This is a genomic window from Microbulbifer sp. YPW16, from assembly GCF_021290385.1.
GTDB lineage: Bacteria > Pseudomonadota > Gammaproteobacteria > Pseudomonadales > Cellvibrionaceae > Microbulbifer > Microbulbifer zhoushanensis.
The window spans coordinates 2,018,321-2,031,523 of sequence record NZ_CP089928.1 but is presented as its reverse complement, the minus strand read 5'-3'; the positions used below and the strand labels follow the sequence as shown (position 1 = coordinate 2,031,523).

The following is a 13,203-nucleotide window of genomic DNA, read 5'->3' as shown; positions in this document are numbered from 1 at the left end:
TTAAAAATGATACTTGAGCAGCAGGTTTATGTTGCGTTCATTGGAGTCGATACCGAAGGAGCCGTCCTTGATACCGAATTTATCGTTCCAATGCACGTACTCGATGCCTGCATACAGGGATTTCGGCTGGCCCCAGCGGGCGCCGACATCCCATTTCAGCTGGGATGCAAAATTCATGCTCGGGTGCGCGTCCGCCGACGCACTGGTCCAGTCGATAAAACCGTCGTAGAGGAAGTCCGCGTTGCCAAGGGTAAACGGCAATGCCCACACCAGGGTCAGCTGCTCGTTGTCCGCCCTGTCGTCATTGATGCGGTGGTAGAAGTTGGCCTGCACATAGTTGAAGCCCGGTACCGCCAGGTCAAAGCCGATGCCCGCCAGCTTATTGGTGAAGTGTGGGCCGGTGGCGGTGAGATGGTTGGGGTCGTCCATATTGCCGAACTCGAGTGTGCCGGCAGCCAGCACGTCCTTAACCGGCCCGAAGGACAGTTCGCGGCCACTGAGCTTGCCCAGGCTCAGGCGCGGTGACACCTCGGTGTAAAGCTCGTCGGAGCCCGCATCGGAGGCCAGGTAATCGGCGAACATGAACAGGTCGCCCCAGCTGTGGCCACTGGCGTGCTCGAAGGTCACCACGTTGCGGCTGGAATCGTCCGTGTCCAGGCTGTAGTCGACCTCGTACTCATTGCCGTACAGATAGCTGAGGCTGTTGTCCTGCCACAGCATCTCGGCCTGGGCCAGGAACGGCAGTGATAGGGCAGCCAGGCCGGCGGCCAATCGGGAAGAAATTGACAGGGAAGACAGGGACAGCTGCATCGGGTACCTCTGGGTCAGCAAACCGCGGTAAAGCTCGCCCCGCGCTGGCGTCCGGCCGTCCTGTCCGGCATCTGGTTAAAAAATGAGCGCGGAATTTACCGGATTCATGACCGGATTTCCAACTTTTTACCGGGCGGATTGCATGCGTGGACATGCTGTTGGAATAGCGGTCCCACATGAAGGGAAAAGCGGGGAAATAATTCCGGCATCGGGGTGGCTGGCCAGTCTGTAGGAGGCCGTTGCTGGACTCAGCTCTCCACAGTAGCGGCCCCGGGGGTATGGTTATCGACTGGAGTGGGAAGCGCGTCGAGCAATTCGAAAATGCCCTCTTCCCGCAGTACCCGCATGCCCAGCCGCTGTTCGGAAATGCCGCTACGCAACCGGTAGTCGAAGCGCAGGCGCCCCGCAGTCTCTTCCGCCTCGAAGTAACGGCAATCGACCTGGCCATTGGCGACGTGCAGGTGGTCCCTGAGCTCAATATGGTGGGAGGAGAACATAAACAGGCAGTTCTCCCTTGCCGACAGGCGCTCCAGGATGGCCAGCGAAGCATCGAAGGCATCCTTGACGTTGGTTCCCTTGAAAGGCTCGTCCATCAGCGCCACCACTTTGTGGCCGTCGGTCACTGCCTGTGCCACTGCCTTTACGCGCAGGGCCTCGGCACGGAAGTAGCTGACGCCCTGGCGCAGGTCATCGGAGAGGGAGATGGAGCTGAACAGCCACTGTACCGGCACAAAGCGGAAACTGGTTGCCGGGACGCCCATGCCCAGCTGGGCCAGGTAGAGCGCGGTTGCGAATGCACGCAGGTAGGTTGTTTTACCGGCCATATTGGGACCGGTGAGGAAGAGCACGCGCTGGTCCTGGTTGAGTGCAACCGGGTTGGCCACCGGTCGCTCGAGATAGGGATGCACCAGTCCCTCCACATCCACCCGCGGCAGTCCCTGCTCTATAACCGGCATGTTGAATCCGTGCTTGCGAGTGGCCTCTGCCATGGCGAACAGGGCATCGATCTCATAGACCAGTTCCAGCAGCCGTGTGACGGTGTTTTTCTCCTGTGTCCGCAAGACCTGGTCCAGGCGCAGCATGCGCCACATGCCCCAGTGGCCGATTTCCTGGTCGGGAACGCGGGCCATGTGAGGGCGCCTAAGCAGTGAGCGCATCTCCCGGATAAGGGGAACCAGTTCGCCACGGAGCGACGCCAGCCCGGGCTGGACCAGGAAGGCGCGCAACGCCCGTATCATCCGGGCGGTGGCCTGCACGCCGCGCACAATACTGAAATAGTGGCTGTCCTGGTTGGTCCACATCTGCAGCGCACCCAGCGCGAACTCAAGCGGGTTGCGGTAATCCACGGCGGGCAGTATTTCGCGCATATAGGCCTCCGTGCTGACGATGACGTAGGCCGATGGCAATTTGGAAAATACCTGGGGGTGGGTGGCGATAAAGGTGACGGATTCCTGGGTGCTGCGAATCCGCACAGCAGTGGACCACGGTTGCTCCATGCGTCGGCGCAGTACCGCGGCACCGCCCTCGGTGCGCGACTGGTTGCAGAAATCGAACAGACTGGCCTGGCCGGCGCCGGCCTCAAAAATTTCCAGGTCCTTGAATGTATTGCTATCGAGGCCGAGGATTTCATCGGGGGCACAGCGATCGGTCATGGGCAGGATTCCCGTTCAGTAAGGAAGGCTGGCGTTACCTCGTGCCGGTATTATTGCCGTGTGTGGCAGAAGTGCGGGACCAGGGTTTCCTGCATCACCACAGGAAGCATCATGGCAAGTATTTATCCCGGCGTAAAATTATACGGAAAATTTACGCGCCATTATGGCCAGCAACTCTCGCCATGCACCACTTTGCTAAGCTTCAGGCTTCGAAGCGCATCGAGTGCTGGAAGCCGGTCATCCGTTTGCCGGATTCGTCCAGCCCGGGGAGGCACCTTGCTGGAATACAAACTCTATTACTGGGCGTTGCCGTTTCGCGGCAATTTTATCCAGCTGTTCCTCGAGGAGGTGGGGGCGCAGTATGAACGGCACGACGCCGGGGAGATTTACCCGGAACGCAGCCTGGGAATCCACAATCCCGGCATGGCGCCGCCCTATCTCTACGAATGCAAGAGCAAAACCTACTTTGCCCAGATGCCGGCCTGCCTGATGCACCTGGGCCGCGAATACGATTACCTGCCGAGGCGCGCCGAGACCCATACGCTGGCACTGAAGACAATCCTGGACTGCAACGACGTGTTGATGGAAATCACCAACAGCAACGGGCAGGTGATGTGGACAAAAAGCAACTGGGAGGCATTCCGCTACGCACGCCTGCCGGAATGGATGAAGGTATTCGAGAACACCGGCCTGCGACATGGGCTGAAAGATGGCGGCAGCAATGGCACGGGCTTCCTGCTGGGTTCCCGGCTGACGGTCGCCGATATTGCCACTGCAGCCCTGTTCGGCGCCATGGTGTATTCGTTCCCGGAGCTGCAAGGTGACCTGCAGGAGAACGCGCCCCATATCGCCGGCCTGTGCCAGCGGGTGGAGGCTCGCCCGAATATCAGGCGTTTCCTGGCGGAGCAGCGGGAGGAAATGGGGCGGGGTTACTGCGGGGGGCAGATCGAGGACTCCCTGCGCAAGATGATCGGGTAGCAGCTGCATGGCTGGGCATGCCGCCCGGTCAAGTCACATAAAAAAGGGGCGGCCAGTTGGCCGCCCCTTCTGGATTACCGCATTGTATTAGCGGTTCACCTTCGCCGGATTCAGGATTTCTCCAGGTCGAACCGGTCCAGGGTCATGACCTTGGTCCAGGCGTCGACGAAGTCCTGAACGAACTTTTCCTGGTTACCGTTCATGGCATACACCTCGGCCACTGCGCGCAGTTCCGAGTTGGAGCCGAAGATCAGGTCCACGGGAGTGGCGGTCCACTTCATTTTGCCGGTCTTGCGGTCATAGCCCTCGTAGAGGCCGTTCTCCTCGGCAGACTTCGACCACCTGGTGGACATGTCCAGCAGGTTCACGAAGAAGTCGTTGGTCAGTGCCCCCGGGCGGTCGGTAAATACACCGTGCTTCACATCATCGTGGTTGGCACCGATGGCACGCATACCGCCGACCAGTACCGTCATTTCCGGCACGCTCAGTGTCAGCAGGTTGGCACGGTCGACCAGCATATCCACCGGTGCGAAATGCGCATCCTCGGTGTAGTAGTTGCGGAAGCCGTCGGCCTTGCGCTCCAGGAAGCTGAAGGCCTGGACGTCAGTCTGCGCCTGGGTTGCATCGTTGCGGCCCGGGGTGAACGGCACCTCGATATCGTGGCCCGCTTTTTCTGCCGCCTGCTCAATGGCAGCTGCGCCACCGAGGACGATCAGGTCGGCCAGTGATACCTGCTTGTTACCGGATGCCTTGCGGTTGAAGTCTTTCTGGATGCGCTCGAGACGATCCAGTACCCGGTCCAGCTCCGCGGGATCGTTAACGGCCCAGTCGTTCTGCGGGGCCAGGCGGATCCGGGCACCATTGGCACCACCGCGCATATCGGTTCCGCGGAAGGTGGAGGCAGAAGCCCAGGCGGTGCGCACCAGTTCCGGTACGGACAGGCCGCTCTCCAGCACTTCGGCTTTCAGTTCACGGATATCGGCATCGTCTACCAGGGTGTAGTCCACCGCCGGGATCGGGTCCTGCCAGACCAGGGTTTCTTCCGGTACCTCGTCACCCAGGTACAGCGCCCGCGGGCCCAGGTCACGGTGAGTCAGCTTGAACCACGCCTTGGCGAAGGCCTGCTGGAATTCTTCCGGGTTGTTCTGGAAGCGCTTGGCGATCTTCTGGTATTCCGGGTCGAAGCGCAGCGACAGGTCGGTGGTAAACATCATCGGTGCGTGGCGCTTATTGGCGACGTGCGCGTCCGGGACGATTTTCACCTGTTCCGCATTTTCCGGCTCCCACTGGGTCGCACCGGCCGGGCTCTTGGTTTTCTTCCACTCGAAGCCAAACAGGTTATCCAGGAACTGTGAGCTCCAGGCGATGGGGTTGGCGGACCAGGCGCCTTCCAGGCCACTGGTTACGGTATCTTCCGCGTTACCCTTGCCGCACTTGTTCTTCCAGCCGAAGCCCTGTTCCTCGATGTCGGCACCGGCCGGGGCCGCGCCAACACACTCTTCCGGCTTGTGCGCACCGTGGGCCTTACCGAAGGTGTGGCCACCGGCGATCAGGGCTACCGTCTCCTCATCGCTCATTGCCATGCGACCGAAAGTCTCGCGAATGCGCTTGGCGGCAGCCTTCGGGTCCGGGTTGCCACCGGGGCCTTCCGGGTTTACGTAGATCAGGCCCATCTGCGAGGCGGCGAGGGGTTTTTCCAGCTTCTTGTCGCCCTGGTAACGCTTGTCGTTACCCAGCCATTCGCGCTCGGAACCCCAGTAGACCACGTCGGCTTCCCAGTCGTCCTCGCGGCCACCGGCGAAGCCGAAGGTTTCGAAGCCCATGGATTCCAGTGACACGTTACCGGCCAGTACCATCAGGTCGGCCCAGGAAATCTTGTTGCCATATTTCTGTTTAACCGGCCACAGCAGGCGACGGGCCTTGTCCAGGTTGCCGTTGTCGGGCCAGCTATTGAGCGGCTCAAAGCGCTGCTGGCCACCGCCGGCACCACCGCGACCGTCGTAAACACGGTAGGTGCCGGCACTGTGCCAGGCCATGCGGATAAAGAAGGGGCCATAGTGGCCGTAGTCTGCCGGCCACCAGTCCTGGGAGGTGGTCAGTACCTTCTCGATATCGCTCTTCACCGCATCCAGGTCGAGGCTCTGGAACGCTTCCGCGTAATCAAAGTCTTCGTCCATCGGGTTGGATTTGGCTGCGTGCAGGCGCAGCGGCTGCAGGTCGAGTTTCTCCGGCCACCAGTCCTGGTTGGACATGGGCGTGTCGTTGGCGCTGGCGCTGGCGCTGGCGCTGGCGCTGCCAGCAATGGCAACGGCAAGTGCCGCGGCTATGGGTAGGCTTTTCTTGAACATTGGGTTGCGTCCCTTATTGTCATCATCGATTACACGAGCGAAGGCTATAGAGGTACGCAATTCGAAGGAAATTAGACCTTGTTATCGCTTTGATAGAGGAGACCAATCTACAGTGATAGCGAAATTATATCTGGCTGATTGGTCCTTCCTATTAGTAGTAGCTGCTCCCAATCCGGATGCAGCGTAAAAGGCTTCCCGGCTTTTTGCCCGGCGCCGCTGCAGCGTCCCCTGCCAGCCGTGCGTACGCGTGAGCTCTATTTCCGGAGCAGGTTTGGCGCGTACATCATCTCGAGATGCGTTAACCGGCCTGAACTATGATTCGTGCGCCGACGAAGATATTATTAGGATGTTCATAACATTGTGATGATGTTTGGCGTGATTATTTATCTTCCGCCAAGCTATTCTAAAAAGAATAAAGTAATGGAGGCACCATGAAATCCAATTGTCTGCACCTGGCCATTCCCGCCGGTGACCTGGAAAAAGCCAAGGCCTTTTACTGCGACGTACTGGGATGCAAAACCGGTAACAGCGAGGAAGGCCGCTGGGTGGATATCGACTTCTGGGGCAACGAACTGACCCTGCACCAGAGTGAGGAGCAGCTGCCGAATGTGCGCCACGAAGTGGATATGGGTGCTGTCGCCGTCCCGCACTTCGGCATCCACCTGCCGGACGACGAGTTCCAGGCGCTGAAGGGCCGTATCGAGGAAGCCGGGCTCGAATACCTGGATAAACCTTACCGTCGTTTCGTCGGCGATGAGTACGAGCAGGAGACGTTCTTTATCAAGGACCCGAACGGCAATGTGCTGGAGATGAAGTCGATGGTGAACCCGGAATTGATGTTCAAGTAACTGTTACTGCCAACCCCCGGGGCCCTGTCCGGACGGCCCCTCTGTTGCCCCTGCATCGCGCTGAGGGCGATCCTGTTACCGGTCATTCAGGCCCTTCCCGTCGAGTATATCCTGGATGCATTTCTCCACCCGGCTTGCCCGTGTCTCCGATTGCCTGGCGCCACCAAAGTGGAGCAGGTAGCCGCGCTGACGCCCGGGAGTCAGGGCCGCAAAGGCGGCCTTTAATTCAGGCATGGCGTCCAGTTTGTGCTGGAATTCCTCTGGCACGGGAAAGTCTTCTGTCTTCCTGAAGGCTACCTTTTTCCCGGACTTTTCAACCTCAATGGCATCCGCAATATAGCGACCGAGACTGCCTTTCATCCCATCAATCTGCTGCGCGCTGGTGAAAGGTATGCGGCGTGCCGATTGTGTGTTCTCACCGGGTTTTTCCAGTATGCGGTCCGGGTCCTGAAGCAGGGCGCCCTTCGTAAACAGGAGGGCGCAGAATCCCTTGAAGCCCTGCATGATGACTACATTACTGTCTCCCAGTGTGTAACAGGGCTTGCCCCACTTCAGCTGCTCGTCGAGCTCACTCTGCAGTAGCAAGGCGCGGAGGGCATTAAACTCCTCTTGCCATGATCTGGAAGACGTGAAGAAACGATCGGCGTGTGGGTTCTTTTTCGTCACAAGAGATGCCCCGGCAGTGAGAGATTCCAGGAAAGTGTTGCCAGTATATGGCGGCAACTTGCAGGCGGAATAGCGTTGCGCCTGCTTATTCACAGGTGTGTGACCTGGGCCTCACCGGGAGGAGGGGCAGCAGCACCGATTGGCTGCAGGAAAGCGTAACTGGAGCCTGCTCAGCCGAATGCGGAGAAGCTCATCAGGCCCAGGCAGGAAAGCAGGCCTACCGCGGGTATCCAGGCGGGGTAGCAGATTACGCCTTCCTCGCGGCCGGCCCCGTGGGCCTTGATGGTGAGTAGCGCACTGTTCACCAGGCAAAACACCAGCAACATGATAAAGCTGGTGATCTTTGCCAGGGCGGTGAGCGGTAGCCACAGGGCGAAGGTGAGGATAAACGCCCCGATCAGCAGGGTGGCTATCACCGGCGTCCGTGTCCTGGGATTCACCTTGGCCAGGAACCCCGGTGCCATCTGCTTCTTTGCCATCCCGTACAGCAGGCGGGATGCCATGATGATCTGCACCAGTGCCCCATTAACCACCGCGAACAGGCTGATCACGCCGATAAATGCCGGTGAATAACCGGCATTGGTGACCATGGTGGCCAGGGGCGCTTCGCTCCGGGCCAGCTCTGCTACCGGCAGGGTGCGCACCGCCAGTGCGGCAATCACCATATACAGCACCGTCGACGTGCAGATGGCCAGCAGTATCGCCCGTGGCAGGGTTCTCCGTGGGTTCTTGACCTCCTCGGCAGTATTGACCATATCCTCGAAGCCGATAAATGCATAGAAGGCCAGGAAGCTGCCTACCAGTAGACCGGGCACGGCATCCCATTTGGGCAGCGCGGTAATCGAACTCCATGTATTGGCCGGGGTGGCATTGCGGCTGGCGTAAATCACAAACAGCAGGCCACCCACCTCGATCAGTGTGACCAGCATGACGGTGAGTGCGGACTCATTGATGCCCCACAGGGCAATCAGCGTCAGCAGTGTCACCAGCAGGGTGATGGCCAGTGCATCCGGAACCTGGACAAAGATCGCCAGGTAGCCGACAAAGCCGTTGGCAATTGTGGCCGCCGATACAATTCCGGTGAGTGCCACCAGCGCGGCCACAACCTGGGCCGGCCATCGCCGTTGCCACGCCTGCCAGATATAGGCAGCGGAGCCCGCGCTTACAGGGAATCGTGACGCCAGCTCCGCGTAAGACAGTGCCGTAAATCCGGCAATAATACCCGCCAGTAAAAACGCATACGGAAGTGCCATGCCCGCCGCCCCGCCCACTTTGCCTACCAGCACGTAGATGCCGGCGCCGATAATGGTGCCGATGCCATAGAAGCTCACTACGGGCAGGGAAAGAGAGCGTTTTAGGGGAACTGTCCCGGGCATCTGTCTACATATCGGTTTGCATCAGGGTGGTCTAGGATTTTAGCGCGACTTGCCGGTAAGCGCGGTGTCTGCGGATAGGGCATGAAATGTAGGCCGGTGTTACCCGGGAGCAGTCCGGCGGGAATTTGGTTGAAATCAAGCCAAGCTATGTGTGAAGCCGTTCGATAACTGCAAGGAGAGGTGCGCCCGATGGGTAAATACCGGATATGTTTTGTAGCAGGATCTGCATTGGTTTTGGTCCTGGCGGCGATTCTCTTCAAGCCGCAGATTTCAACTGCGATTGAGAACCAGTATGTCCTCTGGCACCTGGATCGCTTGGATGCAGAGCGCTATCACGTGACGACTTTGCCAACCGTATTCCATGTGATACTGAATAAAGGCAGGCACAGGTTTGTCTTCTATTACCGGGGTGTGTCAGATATATCCCGGCAGGTTTCTGCGGCAAACGAATTCCTGTCGGGTTGGCCCGGCAATCGATCCCGGTGTGAAAACCGGGACTTGCCGGGGCAGGAGGCCTGCCTTATTGCCGGCAGTACGGCAGTGTTGGAGCACTGACTATAATTTATAGGGCCAATATCCGGGGTTTATTATCACAAACGGCGCGAACTTGTATCCGGGGATCAAGCTGTAAGTTTGCCATTGTCCATATGGCTGTCGAATGATGGGTTACCTGCCGAGCAGCAAAGCAAGAAAAGAAACTGGTAAACGGCGCGCGTTGAGCAGTAAGGGGTGAGCGGGCAGGAGTTTGGGGCCGGTCCGCTGGCCGGACAAGGGAAAGCGGGGTCAGAATTGATAAAACCGGTAGCGCCCAAGCTCTGTGCGGATGTGGCTCACTACTTCGTTACTGAGCTGGCGGTAATCCGGGTAGGGCGTCAGTAACAATCGCTTCTCCGCATCAATGCGCACAGATGGACATCCGGGCAGCGGCTCCGCCGATTGCCCCAGGCTGCCAAAGCGCTGCAGGTTATCCTTGCCGCCGATCCAGTGCCAGCAGGCGCTGTCAGATAATATGGACGTAAAGCAGAGTGCTGTATGGCGAAACAGCGCTTCATCCCTGAACTGGCGCCAGCCCTCGGCGTCCGGGCTCGCGACCTTGGCCAGCAGGTTGACAATCTTGCGCCAGTGGTTGGAGTTGGCGTCGATTAACCGCTGGCTGTCGGGGGCTGCAGCGAGTTGCGACAGGCCATTCGGGCGATGGGGCAGGTAAAGGGCGAGTCGCGGCTCGGGGCAACCCAGCGTATCTATTGATGTCATTTTCTTATCCCAGCAGCGATAGGTACCCAGGGGAGTCGACAGGTCTGTTTCACGGCCGGTATCGGCTTGCAGCTGGCTCGACAGTGCTGCAGTCATTCCCGGCGCGCGGCAAAGTAAGCCCGAATTGGATCGCGTACCACTTCCTCAGCAGGTCCCTCCGGCAGCTTGATGGTGTCCGGGTGGAATGGGTGCCAGGCCTCCGCGCGGGAAACCCATAGTTCATGGGTGGGGGCAAAGATACCCTGGTCATCGAGGCTGGCCACGGTCAGCATTTCCACCACCGGCGATGCGGGCCAGTGCGCCGATATCGGCGAACCGCACGCACTGCAGAACTGCCGGCGCAATTCGCGACCACTCTCCGCCTTTACATCGTAGTGATGCATCTTCCCGGAAAGGTAGGTGAGCCTGTCCCGCGGCACGAACACAAAGGCCGAAAAGGCACCGCCGCTGGCGTGCTGGCAATCGCGGCAGTGGCAGATAAACTGCACCAGGGGCCCTGCCGTGGATTCGTACCGCACCTGGCCGCAGGCGCAGCCACCTCGCAGTGGGGTCATTACCAACCTCCTCCAGGGAAAGTTTTATGGTTCAGTGCCCGGTTAACGGGGCGGCATCGCCAGTTCGGCGATTGACTCGGCCTGCGGTAACCGGCATTTTGTGCCGACTCATTGATCCCCACCGGGCGACTAAAGTCAATACCGCCACCGCCAGCCCCGATGGCAAGCCCTTCGTCCCGGCCGTGTGATTTGCCTTGTGGACTTGTCCGTGATCCAGCCAGCAGGAGCCTATGCCGAACACAGCAGAACCCAGCACCAGTGCACCAGTCGAGAAACCGGTAGTCCGGGGCTCATCCACGATGAGCTTCCGCGAGATGATGGCCGAGCTCTGGCAGTTTATGCGCCCGTATAAAAAGGTCCTGGTGGCTGCGGGGGTAGCGCTGGTGTTTACTGCGGGCATTACCCTCTCCATTGGCCAGGGAATCCGACTGCTGGTGGATGAGGGACTGGTGGAAAGCTCCGGTACCGCGTTGCGAACCGCGGTGCTGGTACTGATGAGCCTGGCCCTGCTGATGGCTGTGGGTACCTACGCGCGCCATTACCTGGTGTCCTGGCTGGGCGAGCGCGTGGTGGCGGACCTGCGCAAGGCGGTGTTCGACCATATCGTGACGCTGCATCCCAGTTATTTCGAGATGAACCGCAGTGGCGAGATCATGTCCCGGCTCACTACCGATACCACCCTGCTGCAACATATCATCGGTACCTCCTTCTCCATGGCACTGCGCAGCTCGCTGATGTTTGTCGGCGCGCTGGTACTGCTGTTGTTCACCAACCTCAAGCTGAGCCTGATGGTGCTGGTGGGCGTGCCGCTGGTGCTGCTGCCGATCGTGCTCTACGGCCGGCGGGTGCGGAAGCTGTCCAAGGTCAGCCAGGACTCGATTGCCGATGTGGGCAGCTACGCCGGTGAGATTATCCAGCATATAAAAACAGTGCAGAGCTACACCCGCGAGGAACACGAGAAACAGGCGTTCGGCCGCGAAGTGGAAACCGCATTCCGGGTGGCCAGGCGGCGCATACGCCAGCGGGCCCTGCTGATCGCGGTGGTGATACTGTTGATGTTCGGCGCGGTGAGCGCGCTGCTGTGGGTGGGGGGCAACGACATGATTGCCGGGCGCATCACCGCCGGGGACCTGGCCGCCTTTGTGTTCTACGCCATGCTGATGGGCTCGGCGCTGGCGACTATCTCCGAAGTCTACAGCGAGCTGCAGCGCGCCACCGGCGCCACCGAAAGGCTGGTGGACCTGTTACAGGTGGAAGCGGAAATCCCGGTCAGTACGGGCGGTGACAGGCCAGTGCCAACTGTGGATGCCCGGGAAGGCCGGGTTGCCTTCGAAGGGGTCGACTTCAGCTACCCCTCCCGGCTCGAACAGCCCGCGATCCGGGCACTGGACCTGGTGGTGGAAGAGGGCAAGAGCCTGGCCCTGGTGGGCCCGTCCGGTGCCGGCAAATCCACCCTGCTGGAACTGCTGCAGCGCTTCTACGACCCGCAGGCGGGGCGCATCACTTTAGATGGCGTGGATATCCGGGAAATAGACACGAGCGTACTGCGTGGTGAAATGGCCGTGGTGCCGCAGCAGCCGGCCCTGTTCACCGCGGATGTCTGGTACAACATCCGCTATGGCAGGCCCGATGCCAGCGACGAGGAAGTGATTGCAGCGGCGAAGGCCGCCCATGCCCACGAGTTTATCCGGCAGCTACCGGCAGGCTATGACAGTCACCTGGGCGAGCAGGGCGCCCGGTTGTCCGGCGGGCAGAAGCAGCGCCTGGCAATTGCCCGCGCGATACTGAAAGACCCGAAAATCCTGCTGTTGGACGAGGCCACCAGTGCGCTGGATGCCGAGAGCGAGTACCACGTGCAGCAGGCGCTGCAGGAGCTGATGCAGGGCCGCACCACCATCATCATTGCCCATCGGCTGGCGACGATTCTGCATGCGGACAGGATTGCGGTATTAGACCAGGGCCAGGTGGTGGCACAGGGTAAGCACCTGGAGCTTATCGACACATCGCCGCTGTACAGGCGCCTGGCGGAACTGCAGTTCCAGGATTCCAGGGCCTAGGCTCCGGACGCCAAAAGACATTGTTATGGCTTGAGGTATTGCCAGTAACTCTCCGGTGCCGGTTTGACCAGGATACCTTTGGAGACAAAATCGGCTTCTGCTTTCTGTATATGTGGTGTGTTGACATGGGCCTGGAAGGCAGCCTCCGAGTCCCAGGTCATGAAAAGCAGAAAAGTTCTGGGGTCCTGGCGTGAGCGATACCAGCGATATTCCCGCATGCCGGATTCGCGGATGCTGGGCAAGTAGACATCTTTCACTACTTGTTCCATTTCTTCGACTTTGTCGCTACTTGCCTCAAAAACCACCGAAACCGTATAGCCGTCCATCCCGCTATCCTCTTCCGAAGTATACGTAACAAGGTCGTCCGGGCACTGCTCGTCGCACCATTTGGCGATTTTCCTTCGGCTGCCGGCGGGCACCCAGGCCATTCTAGACCAATATTCTGATCCGGGTTGTCCCGCAATACAGGCCTTGAGCTGCTCTCCGGGACGAAATCCGGGCCCCGCTGTATAAACAAGCGGAGGAGGTGCAGTTCTGACTATTTGGGAGGTCAGAAGCCCGTTGTGGGGTAGAGGGATAATGGGGAGGCGGCGGTGTTTCGAGGCGGGCTTCTACACGAAGCACAAACAAAAACGGGCCCCGCAGGGCCCGTTTTCACAT

Annotated in this window: 12 protein-coding genes; 4 read left to right on the top strand and 8 right to left on the bottom strand. The window is 59.6% G+C overall.

What is annotated here, in order from left to right; all coding sequences use genetic code 11:
* Positions 1 to 810 (bottom strand): outer membrane protein OmpK, encoded by an 810-nt coding sequence (locus LVE68_RS08585; RefSeq protein ID WP_233006617.1) that lies wholly within the window; start codon positions 808 to 810, stop codon positions 1 to 3.
* 248 nt (positions 811 to 1,058) lie between these two features.
* Entirely contained in the window at positions 1,059 to 2,462 is a 1,404-nt protein-coding gene (locus tag LVE68_RS08580) for a MutS-related protein (protein ID WP_233006616.1), read from the bottom strand.
* Between the two features lie 276 nt (positions 2,463 to 2,738).
* Here LVE68_RS08580 and LVE68_RS08575 point away from each other — a divergent pair, with 276 nt between their 5' ends.
* The gene (locus LVE68_RS08575; protein ID WP_233006615.1) at positions 2,739 to 3,440 is read left to right on the top strand and encodes a glutathione S-transferase family protein; all 702 of its coding nucleotides are present in this window, start codon (positions 2,739 to 2,741) and stop codon (positions 3,438 to 3,440) included.
* Positions 3,441 to 3,550: 110 nt separating this feature from the next.
* Here LVE68_RS08575 and katG read toward each other — a convergent pair whose 3' ends face one another.
* Positions 3,551 to 5,788: a catalase/peroxidase HPI gene (gene katG / locus LVE68_RS08570; RefSeq protein WP_233006614.1), complete on the bottom strand. Its 2,238-nt coding sequence runs from the start codon at positions 5,786 to 5,788 to the stop codon at positions 3,551 to 3,553.
* Between the two features lie 431 nt (positions 5,789 to 6,219).
* Here katG and LVE68_RS08565 point away from each other — a divergent pair, with 431 nt between their 5' ends.
* Positions 6,220 to 6,636 (top strand): VOC family protein, encoded by a 417-nt coding sequence (locus LVE68_RS08565; RefSeq protein WP_233006613.1) that lies wholly within the window; start codon positions 6,220 to 6,222, stop codon positions 6,634 to 6,636.
* A 75-nt stretch (positions 6,637 to 6,711) separates the two neighbouring features.
* Here LVE68_RS08565 and LVE68_RS08560 read toward each other — a convergent pair whose 3' ends face one another.
* Complete coding sequence (locus LVE68_RS08560) at positions 6,712 to 7,302, bottom strand: YdeI/OmpD-associated family protein (RefSeq protein ID WP_233006612.1); 591 nt, start codon at positions 7,300 to 7,302, stop codon at positions 6,712 to 6,714.
* 170 nt (positions 7,303 to 7,472) lie between these two features.
* Positions 7,473 to 8,678, bottom strand: coding sequence for an APC family permease (locus tag LVE68_RS08555; RefSeq protein ID WP_233006611.1), 1,206 nt, complete (start codon positions 8,676 to 8,678; stop codon positions 7,473 to 7,475).
* 189 nt (positions 8,679 to 8,867) lie between these two features.
* Here LVE68_RS08555 and LVE68_RS08550 point away from each other — a divergent pair, with 189 nt between their 5' ends.
* Positions 8,868 to 9,233, top strand: coding sequence for a hypothetical protein (locus LVE68_RS08550; RefSeq protein ID WP_233006610.1), 366 nt, complete (start codon positions 8,868 to 8,870; stop codon positions 9,231 to 9,233).
* Between the two features lie 228 nt (positions 9,234 to 9,461).
* Here LVE68_RS08550 and LVE68_RS08545 read toward each other — a convergent pair whose 3' ends face one another.
* Complete coding sequence (locus LVE68_RS08545) at positions 9,462 to 10,028, bottom strand: DUF6942 family protein (RefSeq protein WP_233006609.1); 567 nt, start codon at positions 10,026 to 10,028, stop codon at positions 9,462 to 9,464.
* Complete coding sequence (locus tag LVE68_RS08540) at positions 10,025 to 10,486, bottom strand: GFA family protein (protein WP_233006608.1); 462 nt, start codon at positions 10,484 to 10,486, stop codon at positions 10,025 to 10,027. The genes LVE68_RS08545 and LVE68_RS08540 overlap by 4 nt, the downstream gene beginning before the upstream one ends.
* A 299-nt stretch (positions 10,487 to 10,785) precedes the next feature.
* Here LVE68_RS08540 and LVE68_RS08535 point away from each other — a divergent pair, with 299 nt between their 5' ends.
* A complete protein-coding gene (locus LVE68_RS08535; RefSeq protein ID WP_370636821.1) occupies positions 10,786 to 12,543 on the top strand; it encodes an ABC transporter transmembrane domain-containing protein in 1,758 nt (585 codons plus the stop codon).
* A gap of 23 nt (positions 12,544 to 12,566) precedes the next feature.
* Here LVE68_RS08535 and LVE68_RS08530 read toward each other — a convergent pair whose 3' ends face one another.
* Positions 12,567 to 12,971, bottom strand: a complete 405-nt coding sequence (locus LVE68_RS08530) for a putative quinol monooxygenase (protein WP_233006606.1) — start codon at positions 12,969 to 12,971, stop codon at positions 12,567 to 12,569.
* Positions 12,972 to 13,203: the final 232 nt, after the last annotated feature.

Bases quoted from the DNA above. Each gene is read 5' to 3' on its own strand.
- katG (WP_233006614.1), bottom strand. From the start codon at position 5,788: ATGTTCAAGAAAAGCCTACCCATAGCCGCGGCACTTGCCGTTGCCATT.
- LVE68_RS08585 (WP_233006617.1), bottom strand. From the start codon at position 810: ATGCAGCTGTCCCTGTCTTCCCTGTCAATTTCTTCCCGATTGGCCGCC.
- LVE68_RS08550 (WP_233006610.1), top strand. From the start codon at position 8,868: ATGGGTAAATACCGGATATGTTTTGTAGCAGGATCTGCATTGGTTTTG.
- LVE68_RS08580 (WP_233006616.1), bottom strand. From the start codon at position 2,462: ATGACCGATCGCTGTGCCCCCGATGAAATCCTCGGCCTCGATAGCAAT.
- LVE68_RS08530 (WP_233006606.1), bottom strand. From the start codon at position 12,971: ATGGCCTGGGTGCCCGCCGGCAGCCGAAGGAAAATCGCCAAATGGTGC.
- LVE68_RS08555 (WP_233006611.1), bottom strand. From the start codon at position 8,678: ATGCCCGGGACAGTTCCCCTAAAACGCTCTCTTTCCCTGCCCGTAGTG.
- LVE68_RS08540 (WP_233006608.1), bottom strand. From the start codon at position 10,486: ATGACCCCACTGCGAGGTGGCTGCGCCTGCGGCCAGGTGCGGTACGAA.
- LVE68_RS08565 (WP_233006613.1), top strand. From the start codon at position 6,220: ATGAAATCCAATTGTCTGCACCTGGCCATTCCCGCCGGTGACCTGGAA.
- LVE68_RS08535 (WP_370636821.1), top strand. From the start codon at position 10,786: ATGAGCTTCCGCGAGATGATGGCCGAGCTCTGGCAGTTTATGCGCCCG.
- LVE68_RS08545 (WP_233006609.1), bottom strand. From the start codon at position 10,028: ATGACTGCAGCACTGTCGAGCCAGCTGCAAGCCGATACCGGCCGTGAA.